The 13306-nt window shown below is 68.1% G+C and carries 14 protein-coding genes; 10 read left to right on the top strand and 4 right to left on the bottom strand.

Features of this window, described 5'->3' with window-relative positions; all coding sequences use genetic code 11:
- The first annotated feature begins 74 nt into the window (after positions 1–74).
- Genes purM through LQ566_RS16655 form a run of 3 tightly spaced genes read left to right on the top strand, consistent with a single transcriptional unit; the run spans position 75 to position 3324 of the window.
- Positions 75–1205, top strand: a complete 1131-nt coding sequence (gene purM, locus LQ566_RS16665) for a phosphoribosylformylglycinamidine cyclo-ligase (protein WP_231092908.1) — start codon at positions 75–77, stop codon at positions 1203–1205.
- 27 nt (positions 1206–1232) lie between these two features.
- A complete protein-coding gene (gene purF, locus LQ566_RS16660) occupies positions 1233–2690 on the top strand; it encodes an amidophosphoribosyltransferase (RefSeq protein ID WP_231092907.1) in 1458 nt (485 codons plus the stop codon).
- A 25-nt stretch (positions 2691–2715) separates the two neighbouring features.
- Entirely contained in the window at positions 2716–3324 is a 609-nt protein-coding gene (locus tag LQ566_RS16655; protein ID WP_231092906.1) for a flavin reductase family protein, read from the top strand.
- Here LQ566_RS16655 and LQ566_RS16650 read toward each other — a convergent pair.
- On the bottom strand, positions 3293–4261 hold the full coding sequence (locus LQ566_RS16650; protein ID WP_231092905.1) for a hypothetical protein: 969 nt from the start codon (positions 4259–4261) through the stop codon (positions 3293–3295). The two genes, LQ566_RS16655 and LQ566_RS16650, sit on opposite strands and share 32 nt — an antisense overlap.
- 40 nt (positions 4262–4301) lie before the next feature.
- On the opposite strand from LQ566_RS16650, the gene LQ566_RS16645 reads away from it, so the two are divergent.
- Together LQ566_RS16645 and LQ566_RS16640 are read left to right on the top strand one after the other, a co-directional pair.
- On the top strand, positions 4302–4655 hold the full coding sequence (locus LQ566_RS16645; RefSeq protein WP_231092904.1) for an iron chaperone: 354 nt from the start codon (positions 4302–4304) through the stop codon (positions 4653–4655).
- Between the two features lie 25 nt (positions 4656–4680).
- Positions 4681–5226, top strand: coding sequence for a phosphoribosyltransferase (locus tag LQ566_RS16640; protein ID WP_231092903.1), 546 nt, complete (start codon positions 4681–4683; stop codon positions 5224–5226).
- 223 nt (positions 5227–5449) lie between these two features.
- Here LQ566_RS16640 and LQ566_RS16635 read toward each other — a convergent pair whose 3' ends face one another.
- Positions 5450–5638, bottom strand: a complete 189-nt coding sequence (locus LQ566_RS16635) for a DUF3073 domain-containing protein (protein ID WP_231092902.1) — start codon at positions 5636–5638, stop codon at positions 5450–5452.
- 178 nt (positions 5639–5816) lie between these two features.
- Here LQ566_RS16635 and LQ566_RS16630 point away from each other — a divergent pair, with 178 nt between their 5' ends.
- Entirely contained in the window at positions 5817–6350 is a 534-nt protein-coding gene (locus LQ566_RS16630; protein WP_231092901.1) for a universal stress protein, read from the top strand.
- Positions 6351–6543: 193 nt separating this feature from the next.
- Here the strand turns inward: LQ566_RS16630 and LQ566_RS16625 are convergent, their stop codons facing one another.
- Both LQ566_RS16625 and LQ566_RS16620 read right to left on the bottom strand, forming a co-directional pair.
- Positions 6544–7152 (bottom strand): helix-turn-helix transcriptional regulator, encoded by a 609-nt coding sequence (locus tag LQ566_RS16625; RefSeq protein ID WP_231092900.1) that lies wholly within the window; start codon positions 7150–7152, stop codon positions 6544–6546.
- Positions 7152–8096, bottom strand: a complete 945-nt coding sequence (locus tag LQ566_RS16620) for a DUF4097 family beta strand repeat-containing protein (RefSeq protein ID WP_269143302.1) — start codon at positions 8094–8096, stop codon at positions 7152–7154. Before LQ566_RS16620 ends, LQ566_RS16625 begins: the two co-directional genes overlap by 1 nt.
- 157 nt (positions 8097–8253) lie before the next feature.
- On the opposite strand from LQ566_RS16620, the gene LQ566_RS16615 reads away from it, so the two are divergent.
- The 4 genes from LQ566_RS16615 to LQ566_RS16600 all read left to right on the top strand — a co-directional run bounded on the left by LQ566_RS16615 (position 8254) and on the right by LQ566_RS16600 (position 13249).
- A complete protein-coding gene (locus tag LQ566_RS16615) occupies positions 8254–9012 on the top strand; it encodes a MerR family transcriptional regulator (protein WP_231092899.1) in 759 nt (252 codons plus the stop codon).
- Between the two features lie 85 nt (positions 9013–9097).
- On the top strand, positions 9098–9478 hold the full coding sequence (locus LQ566_RS16610) for a CrcB family protein (RefSeq protein WP_231092898.1): 381 nt from the start codon (positions 9098–9100) through the stop codon (positions 9476–9478).
- Complete coding sequence (locus LQ566_RS16605; RefSeq protein WP_231092897.1) at positions 9475–9837, top strand: fluoride efflux transporter FluC; 363 nt, start codon at positions 9475–9477, stop codon at positions 9835–9837. The genes LQ566_RS16610 and LQ566_RS16605 overlap by 4 nt, the downstream gene beginning before the upstream one ends.
- Before the next feature lie 118 nt (positions 9838–9955).
- Entirely contained in the window at positions 9956–13249 is a 3294-nt protein-coding gene (locus LQ566_RS16600) for an efflux RND transporter permease subunit (protein ID WP_231092896.1), read from the top strand.
- The last annotated feature ends 57 nt before the right edge of the window (positions 13250–13306 follow it).

The following is a 13306-nucleotide window of genomic DNA, read 5'->3' as shown; positions in this document are numbered from 1 at the left end:
ATCTGAGCGCACAGCACACGCGGGGGTGCTCACCCGCGGTCCGCGGCGCGTTCACCTCCCGTTAGACTGGGCTCGTGGCCGCAGAAACCGCCGAATCCTCCTCGTCCTCCGCCCCCAACTCCTACGCCGCAGCAGGTGTCGACACCGCTGCCGGAGACCTCGCGGTCGAACTCATGAAGTCGGCTGTTCGTGCCACGCACGGCCCCGAGGTGCTGGGCGGTGTCGGCGGATTCGCCGGGCTGTTCGATGCGTCGGCTCTGCTCGGCTACCGTCGCCCCCTGCTGGCGACCTCCACCGATGGCGTGGGTACCAAGGTGGCCATCGCGCAGGCCATCGACAAGCACGACACCGTCGGTCAGGATCTGGTCGGAATGGTCGTCGACGACATCGTCGTGGTGGGTGCCAAGCCGCTGTTCATGACCGACTACATCGCCTGTGGCAAGGTCTTCCCCGAGCGCATCGCGGAGATCGTCCGCGGCGTCGCCGAGGCGTGCGCGGCCACCGGCACCGCTTTGGTCGGCGGCGAGACGGCGGAGCACCCGGGGCTGCTCGGTGCAGACGACTACGACATGGCCGGTGCGGCCACCGGCGTGGTCGAGGCCGATCGCGTGCTCGGTGCCGAACGGGTGCGCGACGGCGACGTGATCCTCGCACTCGCCTCGTCGGGACTGCACTCCAACGGCTACTCGCTGGTGCGCCACATCATCACCGGTGCCGGCATCTCCTACGGTGACAACTCCGCCGAGCTCGGCACCACGTGGGGCGAGGCGCTGCTCGAGCCCACGCGCCTCTACACCACCCCCCTGCTGGGTCTCATCGAGGCCGTCGGCGATGGCGTTCACGCGCTCAGCCACGTCACCGGTGGCGGTCTCGCCGCAAACCTCGCGCGCGTCCTCCCGCTCGGGTCCTGGGCGGAAGTCGACCGCTCCACGTGGTCGCCGTCCCCGGTGTTCCGTGTTCTCAACGAGATCGCCGGCACCTCGCTGGAATCCACCGAGGGCACCTGGAATCTCGGTGTCGGCTTCTTCGCCGTCGTGGACGCATCACGCGCCGCAGAGGCCATCCGTACGATCGAGGCCACCGGCATCGCCGCCTGGCAGGTCGGAACGGTGCACACCACGAACCGCCCGGCGGGCGAGTTCGAACAGGGCGCCAAGGGCGTCGACGGAGGCGCGGTGCGCCTGGTCGGCTCCTACGCCCGCTGAGTCACGAAGTAAGGAACCCCCCGGAAAATGTGCGGCATCGTCGGCGTCGTCGGAGCAGGCCCCGTCAATCAGGACATCTACGACGCGCTGCTGCTGCTGCAGCACCGCGGCCAGGATTCCACCGGCATCGCGACCGCCGAGAGCGGCGGGCACGTGCACGTGCACAAGCTGAAGGGCATGGTGCGTGAGGGCTTCCGCACCCGCGACATGCGCACGCTGCTGGGCAACGTCGGCCTCGGGCACGTCCGCTACGCCACGATGGGCGCCGCGAGCAACGAGCAGGAGGCGCAGCCGTTCTATGTGAACGCGCCCTACGGCATCGTGCTGGTGCACAACGGCAACCTCACCAACACGCGGGAGCTCGAACAGGAGATCTTCCAGAGCGACCGTCGGCACCTCAACACCTCCAGCGACACCGAGATGCTCGTGAACGTGCTGGCCAGCGAGCTGCAGAACACCAAGTCGGGCCCCGAGCTCGACGCCACGCAGATCTTCGATGCCGTCAGCCGGGTCCACGAGCGCGTCCGCGGGTCCTACGCGGCGATCGCCGTGATCGCCGGCTACGGTCTGCTGGCGTTCCGCGACCCCTACGGCATCCGGCCGCTCATCCTCGGCAAGCGTCGCGCCGGAGACCAGGACGAGTGGGTGGTCACCAGCGAGTCCCTCGTGCTCGACAACGGCGACTACGACGTGGTGCGTGACGTCGCCCCGGGCGAAGCGGTTTTCATCGACCAGGACGGCAACCTCTCCTCCCAGCAGTGCGCGACGCAGACGCAGCTCGCGCCATGCGCTTTCGAGTACGTCTACCTGGCGCGGCCCGACTCGGTCATGAACGGCATCGCCGTGTACGAGTCGCGTCTGCGGATGGGCGACAAGCTGGCCGACACCATCGCCCGCCATGTTCCGGAGGGGCTCATCGATGTCGTGATGCCGATCCCGGACTCGTCACGCCCGTCGGCCATGGAGGTGGCGCGCAAGCTCGGCATCGAGTACCGCGAGGGCTTCTACAAGAACCGGTACGTCGGGCGAACGTTCATCATGCCGGGTCAGGCCATCCGCAAGAAGAGCGTCCGCCAGAAGCTCAACGCGATGCCCAGCGAGTTCGCGGGCAAGAACGTCCTCCTCATCGACGACTCGATCGTGCGCGGCACGACGAGCAAGGAGATCATCCAGATGGCCCGCGATGCCGGGGCCACGTCGGTGACCTTCGCCTCCGCGGCGCCGCCGGTGCGACACCCCAACGTGTACGGCATCAACATCCCGTCACGGCAGGAGCTGGTCGCACACGGCCGCACCATCCCGGAGATCGCCGAAGAGCTCGGCTGCGACTACCTCGTGTATCAGGAGGTCGACGACCTCCGTGACGCGATCCTCGAAGGCTCCGACATCGATCAGCTCGACCTCAGCTGCTTCAACGGGGAGTATGTCACCGGTGACGTCACCGACGAGTACCTCAGCTGGGTCGAGGCGTCGAAGTCCAGCTGACCCGCGTCGCGAGTAGCAGGCCTGCGTGTACATCGACGCGACCGATCTTCCCCGCGGCGGCGGGTATCGGATGCTCGTGGGATCGGTGATGCCGCGACCCATCGCCTGGATCACGTCCGGGACCGACCCGGTGAACCTCGCGCCCTTCAGCGCCTTCACCTGGGTGAGTGTCGATCCGCCGATGCTCGGGGTGACCATCCAGCAGCGTGCGGTGGGCGGTTCCCGGCGTGACAAGGACACGCTCCACAACATCCGGACAACCGGCGAGTACGTCGTGAACATCGCCGACGACATGATGCTGGAGCAGGTGCACGCCAGCTCCGAAGGATTCACCGCCGATGTTGGCGAGGCCGAGCACCTCGGTCTCACTCTCGCTCCGAGCGTGTCGGTGGCGGTGCCACGGCTCGCCGAGGTCCCGGTCGCCATGGAGTGCCGCCTCGATCGCATCATGCGGTTCTCGGCAGTGGGCGGGAGCTTCGTGGTGGGGACGGTCGTCGGCTGGCACGTGCGCGACGACGTCTGGGGCGGCGACCGGATTCAGTATGACCGCGTCCACCCGATCGGGCGTCTCGCCGGACCCCGGTACACGCGAGTGGGCGAGATCATCGAACTACCGCCCGTTCCCGGCGGCTGATCCCTCCGTCGATCTGCCACAGTGTGGCGTGGGCCTCGCGCCCTTCCATGGCGCCGATCACGAACGTGTGGTCGCCGACGGGGAACACGTGTGAGATCCACGCGTCATCGCCCGCTCTCTCCTCCCACCCGGGGAGCTCGATCGGGGCGGCCTCGGACAGATCCGCTGTTGCGAGCACCGGAGAGGCCTCTGTCGCCAGCAGCAGGACGTGACCTGCGCCGAGGTAGCCTCCGGTGAGATCAAAGCCCTGCGGAAGTTCGAGGTCGGACGCATTCAGCGTCGCGACGATCTCACCCGAGGGCCACGAGGCGATCGCCGCGGTCTCCGGATCCGACGGGTAGGGAAGGACCAGGAATCGGGTGCCATCGGGGGAGAAGCCTCCGATGACGGGATCCTCTGCGGGCAGAAGTTCGGTGACCTCCAGGTTGTCCGAGACCACGCGAACGGCTGCGAGGAGCGTGCCGTCTTGCCCCATCGGGAACTCCATCAGTGCCGCGCGCTCCGCGGGATGCGCGATGCCGGACGGGCGGGCTCCGAACACGTCCACGGCGTGCTCGGCCCGGACCCGGTCGGCCGCGTCCACCCAGATGATCGCGTGGGACTGCGACCACCCCGTCTCATCGAGGTCACGAGGTTCCGTGAGTAACCAGCCATCGCCGACCGCAACGGCAGCATCCGCCCCCACGGGAATGTGGACCGGCGCCGCTCCGGCACGGGCGATGATCGTGTCGACGCCGCCGCTGAGCACGGCGGTGTCGCCGTGGACGGCGAGCAGTCTGGCACCCGGTGCGTCCAGGTTGCGGTCGTGCACGTCACCCCGGGTATCCCAATGCCGCAGCACTCCGTCCTCGAACGCGTGGATCCCGCCGGGACCGGAGACGATCCCCCGGCTGGGATCGAGGCCGGTGAGATGGCGGATCAGACGAGCGGCGACCATGATCGAAGCGTAACGCCCGCCGGCGTGCGAGCATGGGCGCATGGGAACAGTGGGTGACTATGTCGAGGCGCTGCCGGCTCCGGTTCGTGAGTACATCCGGGACGCGTACGCCATCGCCCGCGAGCAGGTACCGGACGCAGAGGAAACGCTGAAGTACGCGATGCCAGCCCTGGCGCTCGACGGTGCAGGCGTGATCAGCATCATGTCCACTCGCAAGCACATCGGCGTGTATCCGTACTCATCCGAGACGGTGGCGCGGGTGCTCGCCGGAGGTGGCTTGCCCGGCGTGATCGGGTCGACCACGGGCTCGCTGCACTTCGCCCTCGACGTCCCGCTGCCGCCGGAGGCGATCCGGGCCGTCGTCGCGGCGCGGCTGGCGGAACTGGGCCGCTGACCGGAGCGGCGTCTACGATTGATCTATGGCATTCGACGACGTCGCGGCGGATCGTGAACTGGAAGTCCTCACGTGGGACGGATTCGGGGAGGCGGCGCGAGACCTCGCCCGCACCGTGGTGGCATCGGGATGGATGCCCGATCTAGTCATCGCGATCGCTCGGGGCGGCCTGCTCCCGGCGGGTGCGCTCGGTTACGCTCTGGGTATCAAGGCCATGGGTACGCTCAACGTCGAGTTCTACACCGGCGTGGGGGAGACCCTCGTGGAACCCGTGATCCTTCCGCCCCTGATGGACACGTCTGAGCTTCCGGGCAAGCGCGTCCTGGTCGTCGACGACGTCGCCGATTCGGGCAAGACGCTCGACCTGGTCATGCGCATGATCCGTACGCAGGGCATCCCTGTCGATGCGGACGGCGACGGCGTCGCCGCCGAGCGGCTAGCCGTGGACGCGCGCTCCGTCGTGCTGTTCACCAAGCCGACCTCGGTGATCAAGCCCGATTACACGTGGAAGACCACGGACCGGTGGATCGCGTTCCCCTGGTCGGACAAGCCGCCGGTCACCGAGGACTGAATCCCGCCTGGCGCGGCGGGACGCTCCTCGTCGCCGGATGCGTGACGGGTGCGTTGCGCATCCGTGGGCACCGGACGGATCCGGTGACACCTGCACCCGGCGCTGCGCTTCAGGCCCGAGCCGTCAGTGCCACAGATGGGGCGGCGCGCAACGCGCGGCAGGAACACGAAAGGCCGAGTGGACGCTCAGCACAAGCGCCACTCGGCGAGGGACGAACGGAAGGCTAAGCCTTCTCGAGTTCGTCCTCCTCTTCGTCTTCGTACTGGTCCGCCCACTTGTCCACGTACTCCGGCTCGGAGTCGTGCTCGGCACCCAGCTCGCGCTCTAGCGCGGCGTAGTTCACCGATGGGCTGAACGACTTCAGTTCGCGGGCGAGCTTCGTGTGCTTCGCCTTCTGACGGCCACGCCCCATGCGAGACCCCCTCACGAGTTCAGATGCGGACAGATCTGGCCTGTCCGACGGTTTCACAGGACCGGTTGCTTGACCGGTAAGAGTAAAATCCAGGATATCACGCGGCGCCGCCGCCCCCGGCGGTTGCACCGTCCGAACCGCTGCCGGAGGCATCCTTCCGGTGGAAGGAGGAGGAACGATGAATGAGAACCGTCCCGTCGGGGAGCGCAGCGATGCGGAATTGCGCGGCGCGGTGGTCGTCGGTCTGGTGGCAGGGCAGCAGCCGCGTGTCGTGAAGGAAGCCGCGCGATTCGCTGAGCTCTTCCGCGTCCCTCTCGTCGTGGTCACTGTGGACGTGGGCCGGTATCTCGGGTTCGACGATCCGACCGGCATGGTGCCCACCGCCAACATCGAGCTCGCTTCCGCGGCGGTGGCTGCCGATGCCGAGGCGGTCGAGCTCGAATGCGCCAACGTGCTCGTCGATCACGACGTCACCTGGACGGTGAGGCAGCTCTCCGGCGACCCCGCTCTTGCTATCGCGGGCCTCGCGGACGACCTCGACGCCTCGCTGATCGTCGTCGGCACGCGTCGGCCCGGTCTCGGTGAGTCGCTGCGCGAGTTCTTCAACGGATCGGTCGCCGCCCGCCTCAGCCACCGGCAGGCCCGCAGCATCCTCGTGGTGCCCAACGCGAAGCCCGTGCCGGCCGATCAGCCTCTGGTTCCGGAGGCCTGAATCCCGCTTCGGTGCGTCTCGCCGGCCTCGTCCGGCGAGCGCGTGACCGGCGAGCGCGTGAACCGACCGGCACGCGGCGCGACATCGCGGAGGACGTCGGCCCGCGGAAGTGCGCAGATCGGCGCGGGCTGCGGCGCCCGCCTCGCGTCCGCGGTCAGTGACCGTGCCGCGAGACGGGGCGCGCTCCGGCCCGTCAGCGATGCAGCGCGCGGGTGATGTCACGACCGGCGGCGTCGAGCGCGGCCGCCAGCTGATCGACCACCGCGGAATCGAGCACACCGCCGCGGGCGACGAATGTGCGGGTCTCCGCGCGGACGCGGCCGCGGAACTCGTTGACGACGGCGTCCAGGCGCTGCAACTGCTGGCGGCTCTCGCCGCGGGAATCCGGCGCGGGTGGCGCGGTCTTCGCCTGTTCGCGTTCCATGCGGGCAGCCGCGGCGAGATCCGCGTTCAGGCTTCGCATCGCTTCCTTGACGCTCGCCCTGACGCCATCGGCGATCAGGCGAACCGAGTCGGCCAGGCCGGACTCGATGTCTTCGAGATCGTTGGCGCGGGCGGCGACCTCGGCGCGTCCGGCATCGGTGATGGCGTACACCGTCTTGCGTCCGTCGACGGTCTTGGTCACCAGGCCCTCATCCTCGAGCTTCGCGAGGCGCGGGTAGATGGTGCCGGCACTCGGGGTGTAGGTGCCGCCGGTCCGGTCGGTGAGCGCCTGGATCAGGTCATAGCCGTGACGCGGTTCCTCATCCAGCAGGCGCAGGAGGTACAGGCGGAGGTCGCCGTGGGAGAAGACCGGGGACATCAGCGGGCCTCGCCGTCGGTGTCGGCGGTCTCGCCGGGCGCGGTCGCCTCGCCATCGCTGGCGCGGAACGGCTCGCCGGTGGGCATGTCGTGGCGTGCGTGGGATCCCTCGTCCGCGGAGGCGGGGGCCTCGAAGGCCTCGATGCGCCGCCGCAGTACGGTGACGTCGCCCGAGACGGTGTTCACGTTGAGGTCCAGGAAGGAGCCGCTGAGGTCGCCGACCGTGTCGGTGACGTTCGATGGGCCGGACTTCGAGCGCAGCACGCCGTCGATCTGCACGCGTCCGCTGACGGTGCGGGTGATGAAGTTGGCCGGGCGTCCCTCATCCAGGCGGACGGTGACATTGCCCGAGACCGTGTTGGCGTTGACCGCGTAGAGCTCACCCTCACCATCGACCGAAACGTCTCCGGACACCGTGTCGACGAGCACCTTGCGCAGCTCGCCGGTCACGGCGACATCGCCCGAGACGCTGTTGGCGCCGAAGTCACCGTTCAGTCCGCGCACCTGGATCTCGCCGGATACCGCGTTGGCGGTGAGGTTGCCGTCATGGCCGTCCACCAGCATGTCACCCGACACGGTGTTGATCTTGGCATCGCGCGTGAGACCGGTGACCAGCGCGCCGGCGCTGACCACGCCGAGCGTGAGGGCGATGTCCCGCGGCACGGCCACGGAGACCTCCGACTTCGGTCCGCCGCCGCCGAAGTTGCGGAAGACCTCGAGGAAGTTATCCCAGCGCAGCTGCGGGTGATCGATCTCGATGAGACCGTCGGTCACCTCGATGCGCAGGTCCTTGACCGTCACATCGTGCACCTCGATGCGCACCGTGGGTTCGTCGTGCGCCACGACATCGACCTGCCCGCCGACCAGTCCGATCTTGATGCGGGGCTCGGCGGCGATGTCGATCACGCGCGTCTGACCCGGCTGGATGAGCCATTTCTCGGCCATGATGTTCTCCTTGAATCTGTTCGCGATATATCGCGTGTTGGAACACTAACACGATATATCGCGAGTGGAAACGTGATCGGGGAATTCCCAGCCGAGTGACGCTTGACATTGACGCGACGGAAGCTTTTACGGTCGTATGCGGAAGGAAGAAACACGCATGGACTGGTCGATTCAGCACCTGGCGAAGCTCGCCGGCACCACCAGCAGAACGCTGCGTCACTACGACGACATCGGACTGCTCCCGCCGACGCGGATCGCCGCGAACGGCTACCGGCACTACGACGAGGACGCCCTCGTGCGCCTGCAGCGCATCCTGCTGCTGCGTCAGCTCGGACTCGGGCTGACGCAGATCGCGGACGTGCTGGATCGCGACGTGCCCGAGCACAGTGCCCTCAGCGCGCACCTGGAGTTCCTCGAGGCGGAGCGCGAACGACTGGATCGGCAGATCCGGGCGGTGCAGACCACGATCCATGCCCGACAGGAAGGAAAGACCCTGATGGCTGAGAACGCCTTGGACGGATTCGACCACACGCAGTATCGCGATGAGGTGGAGGAGCGCTGGGGGAAGGAGGCTTACGCGAGCTCCGACCGCTGGTGGCGGGGGATGAGGGCCGAGGACCGTGCCGACTGGCAGCGCCGCACCGCACAGCTCGGCGGTGACTGGACCGCGGCTGCCGAATCCGGCACGGACCCGGCATCCCCGGTCGCCCAGGACCTCGCCGCGCGCCACGTCGCCTGGCTCAGCTCGGTTCCCGGAACTCCGGCGGCCGACGGAGGAAACCTCGCGGGATACCTTCTCGGACTCGGGGAGATGTACGTCGCCGATCCGCGCTTCGCTGCGAACTACGGCGGGGAGGCCGGTGCGGCCTTCGTGCGCGACGCGTTGCGCGAGTACGTGCGCGTCAACCTCTCCTGACGTTTCATCGTGCGCAACGGGACCCCCCATCGCCATTGAGGGGTCCATGTGCGCACGATGAAACGGGAGGAAGTACCGTGGGGACATGCCACGCCCCGCACTCTCCTGGACGGATGCCGCACTGGTGTTCGCCGGAGGGGCGGCCGGCACGGTGCTGCGCACTCTTCTGCTGCTGCCCACGGCCCCCTGGTGGCAGACGTGGGGCCTGCTCGTGGTGAATGTCGCCGGAGCGCTCGCTCTGGGCCTTCTCACCGGCGTGATGCTGCGCCGGGGCGCGAGCGAGCGCGATCGTCGCGTCCGCCTGCTCCTCGGCACGGGACTGCTCGGCGGCTTCACCACATACAGCGCCCTGGCCGTGCATGCGGCCAGCCCGCTGTGGTTCTGGACCGCGGTGCTCACCGTCGTGCTGGGCGTGATCGCCGCATTCGCCGGGCTTCGCCTCGGCCGGGGCGGGAGGGCGGCATGAGCCCGCTGCTTCTTCTCCTCATCGGCGTCGCCGGCGGCGCCGGAGCGGTGCTGCGCTGGGGGATCGAAGTGCTCGCCCTGCCTTGGAGTCACCGTTTCCCCTGGGGGATCCTGCTCGTGAACGTCACCGGATCGTTCGCACTGGGCCTCGTCACCGGGGCATTCGGCGCCAGCGAGGCCGGCTGGGTACTCGGCACCGGACTCCTCGGCGGGTACACGACCTTCAGCTCGGTGTGTGCAGCGGCCGCGTCCATGCTGGCCACCAAACGCTGGATCGCCGCCATCGGCAACACGATCGGCACCTTCGTGCTGAGTCTGGGCGCCGCGGCGGCGGGACTCGCGCTCACCGGCGCGCTCTGAGGCTGTGGCGCGACTGGGAATCGTGCAAGATCCCCATGGGATACTGGCACGGCGCGCTCGCGCGACCCGATAATCGCCCCCTCCGTGCTGACGGCGAGGGCCCTCTCAGGGAGAGTCCGTGTCGAAACTCGCCGTCCTCAGCCTGTACAACCGCGCTCTCATCGCGCTGATCACGATCGTGGCAGCCGTCTTCGGCGGGCTCGCGCTGGTCAACCTCAAGCAGGAGCTGTTCCCGTCGGTTCAGCTGCCCGCGCTACTCGTGGCCAGCACCTATCCGGGCGCATCGCCGGATGTGGTGAGCGCCGACGTCTCCACTCCGATCGAGACGGCCGTGCAGTCGGTCCCCGGCCTCGAATCCAGCACGGCGACAAGCACGACCAACGCGTCGATGATCCAGTTGTCGTTCGCCTACGGCACCGACCTCGGTACCGCCGAGCAGAAGGTGCAGCAGGCGGTCAACCGCATCTCGTCGCAGCTGCCCACCGGTGTGCAGCCGCAGGTGCTGTCCATCTCCTTCGACGACCTTCCGGTCATCCAGCTTGCCGTGGGCACGGACGGCCAGGACGCGGCGAAGCTGCAGGATCAGCTGAGCACGATCGCCGTGCCCAAGCTCGAGCACCTCGACGGTGTGGCCTCTGCGTCCATCGTGGGCGGTTCGGGACAGCGGGTGACGATCACACCCGATCCCGTCCTGCTGGCCCAGGCCGGATACTCGCAGCAGGCGATCACCGACGCTCTCAAGCAGAACGGCATCCTCTTCCCGGGCGGCGACATCACGGAGAACGGGCAGACCCTCACCGTCCAGTCCGGGGCGAAGCTGACATCTGTCGACGACATCGCCGGCCTTCCGCTGGTTCCCACCTCGGCTGAGCAGATCGCCGCCGGCATCAAGACCATCGCTGATGTGGCCACGGTGGCGGAGGCCACCGACCCCGTCACCTCGCTGTCCCGCGTGGACGGCCAGGACGCACTGACCATCGCCATCAGCAAGCTCCCGTCGGCCAACACCGTCGACGTCTCGAAGGCCGTGAACGGTGCGCTCGCGGACCTGGAACAGCAGCTCGGCGGCGCGAAGTTCACCGTGATCTTCGATCAGGCGCCCTACATCACGCAGTCCATCGAGTCGCTGGCCCAGGAGGGCCTGCTCGGCCTCGTCTTCGCCGTGCTCATCATCCTCCTCTTCCTGTTCTCCGTCCGCTCCACGCTGGTGACCGCGATCTCCATCCCCACCAGCGTGCTGGTCACCTTCATCGGGATCCAGGCGTTCGGCTACTCGCTGAATATCCTCACCCTGGGCGCCCTCACCATGGCCATCGGCCGCGTGGTCGATGACTCCATCGTGGTGATCGAGAACATCAAACGGCACTTCGTGGGCGACGCCGACCGGGCGAAGTCGATCCTGCTGGCGGTGCGCGAGGTGGCGGGCGCGATCACCGCGTCCACCATCACGACCGTCGCCGTCTTTCTGCCGGTCGCGTTCGTCGGGGACATGATCGGCGAGATCTTCCGACCGTTCGCGATGACCATCACCATCGCGATGCTCTCCTCGCTGTTCGTGGCGCTGACCATCGTGCCGGTGCTCGCCTACTGGTTCATGAAGCCGGGAAAGCCGGTACTGGACGAGCACGGTGCTCCGATCGACCCGGAGGACCCCGCAGCGCCTCCGTCGCGCCTGCAGAAGGCGTATCTGCCGATCCTGAGCTGGACGCTCAAGCACTCCGCGGTCACTCTGATCGTCGCGGTCCTGGTGATGGGCGGCACCTTCGCCCTGGCGCCGTTGATGAAGTTCACCACCTTCGGCGACTCGGGTCAGAACACCTTCACCATGTCGCAGAAGGTCGGCACCGCATCCAGCCTCGACGTGCAGCAGGCTGCGGCGGAGAAGGTGGAGCAGGCGGTGATCGACGTCGCCGGCGTCAAGACCGTGCAGGTGTCGATCGGATCGTCCGGATCCGCGTTGCGTGATGCGTTCTCCGGTGGCTCGGGTGGTGTGACCTACTCGATCACGACCGACTCCGACGCCGACCAGGAGAAGGTCCGCGCGGATGTGCAGAAGGCCGTGGACGCACTGAGCGATGTCGGCGAGATCACCATGACGGCCTCGCAGGGCATCGGCTCCTCCGATATCACGGTGGAGATCACGGCACCCGATGCCGGCACGTTGCAGCAGGCCTCCGACGCCGTCGTGGCGGGCTTGCAGGGTGTGGACGGCGTGGGCCAGGTCACCAGCGACCTCGCCGCATCGATGCCGTACATCGCCGTGACCGTCGATCGCGACAAGGCAGCGGCCGCGGGACTCAGCGAAGCGGCCGTGGGTGGCATCGTCTCGAACCTCATGCGCCCGCAGCAGGCCGGCAGCGTCGAGATCGATGGCAGCACCGTGACCGTGTACGTCGCGGCCGCGAACCCGCCGGCGACCATCGAGGAACTGCGCAACACTCTCGTTCCCACCGTGATGGGTCCGGTGGCGCTGTCCACGCTCGCGGCGGTCGACCAGGCCGATGGCCCGGCATCGATCACCACGGCGCGGGGCGAGCGGACCGCGACGGTGAGTGTCACGCCGTCCGGGGACGACCTCAACGCCGCGGGCGGTGCTGTCGCGAAGGCCCTGGAGGACGTCTCGCTGCCTGAGGGCGCGGCGTACTCGATCGGCGGTGCGACCGAGCAGCTGACCACCACGTTCTCGCAGCTGGGGCTGGCGATGCTGGCGGCCATCCTCATCGTCTACATCGTGATGGTGGCCACGTTCAAGTCGCTGCGACAGCCGCTGCTGCTGCTGATCTCGGTGCCCTTCTCCGCCACCGGCGCGGTGCTGCTCCAGCTCGCCACGGGCGTGCCGCTGGGGGCGGCCTCGCTCATCGGTGTGCTGATGCTGATCGGCATCGTGGTGACGAACGCCATCGTGCTCGTGGATCTTGTCAATCAGTACCGGACGCGCGGGCTGAGCGCTCATGACGCCACGCTCACGGGCTCGTCGATGCGTCTGCGGCCGATCCTGATGACTGCGCTGGCCACGATCTTCGCTCTCACGCCGATGGCGCTGGGGATCACGGGCCACGGCGGGTTCATCTCACAGCCACTCGCGATCGTCGTGATCGGTGGTCTGGTGTCCTCCACCGTCCTCACGCTGCTGGTGCTGCCGACGCTGTACAACCTCGTCGAGGGGGCCAAGGAGCGCCGCCGCGCGAAGCGGGAGGGAGCGCAGACCGAAGCCGGGCCGAGCGGTCCGGTGCGCACTGGCGCTGTCTCCGTCGCGACCACGGGGGACTATGCGCTGGCGACTGACGAGGAAGCGGGATACACCCTTCCCGCCGCCGACGTCGCGCGCATTCGTCTCGAAGGTCAGAAGTCCGCGGCGGACGATGAGCACCCGCTCACCCGTCGCGAGCGGAGAAACCGCGGCGAAAAGTAAGTGAGAGATGGAAAACGCCGCTCCGATGTTGTTCGGAGCGGCGTTTTCCATCTGTGA

It is taken from the genome of Microbacterium nymphoidis, assembly GCF_021044885.1.
Classification (GTDB): Bacteria; Actinomycetota; Actinomycetes; order Actinomycetales; family Microbacteriaceae; genus Microbacterium; species Microbacterium nymphoidis.
Note: the sequence above shows the minus strand (reverse complement) of the source record. Positions and strands in the feature narration are given on the sequence as shown.

Bases quoted from the DNA above. Each gene is read 5' to 3' on its own strand.
- purF (WP_231092907.1), top strand. From the start codon at position 1,233: ATGTGCGGCATCGTCGGCGTCGTCGGAGCAGGCCCCGTCAATCAGGAC.
- LQ566_RS16650 (WP_231092905.1), bottom strand. From the start codon at position 4,261: ATGGTCGCCGCTCGTCTGATCCGCCATCTCACCGGCCTCGATCCCAGC.
- LQ566_RS16645 (WP_231092904.1), top strand. From the start codon at position 4,302: ATGGGAACAGTGGGTGACTATGTCGAGGCGCTGCCGGCTCCGGTTCGT.
- LQ566_RS16640 (WP_231092903.1), top strand. From the start codon at position 4,681: ATGGCATTCGACGACGTCGCGGCGGATCGTGAACTGGAAGTCCTCACG.
- LQ566_RS16635 (WP_231092902.1), bottom strand. From the start codon at position 5,638: ATGGGGCGTGGCCGTCAGAAGGCGAAGCACACGAAGCTCGCCCGCGAA.
- LQ566_RS16630 (WP_231092901.1), top strand. From the start codon at position 5,817: ATGAATGAGAACCGTCCCGTCGGGGAGCGCAGCGATGCGGAATTGCGC.
- LQ566_RS16625 (WP_231092900.1), bottom strand. From the start codon at position 7,152: ATGTCCCCGGTCTTCTCCCACGGCGACCTCCGCCTGTACCTCCTGCGC.
- LQ566_RS16620 (WP_269143302.1), bottom strand. From the start codon at position 8,096: ATGGCCGAGAAATGGCTCATCCAGCCGGGTCAGACGCGCGTGATCGAC.
- LQ566_RS16615 (WP_231092899.1), top strand. From the start codon at position 8,254: ATGGACTGGTCGATTCAGCACCTGGCGAAGCTCGCCGGCACCACCAGC.
- LQ566_RS16610 (WP_231092898.1), top strand. From the start codon at position 9,098: ATGCCACGCCCCGCACTCTCCTGGACGGATGCCGCACTGGTGTTCGCC.
- LQ566_RS16605 (WP_231092897.1), top strand. From the start codon at position 9,475: ATGAGCCCGCTGCTTCTTCTCCTCATCGGCGTCGCCGGCGGCGCCGGA.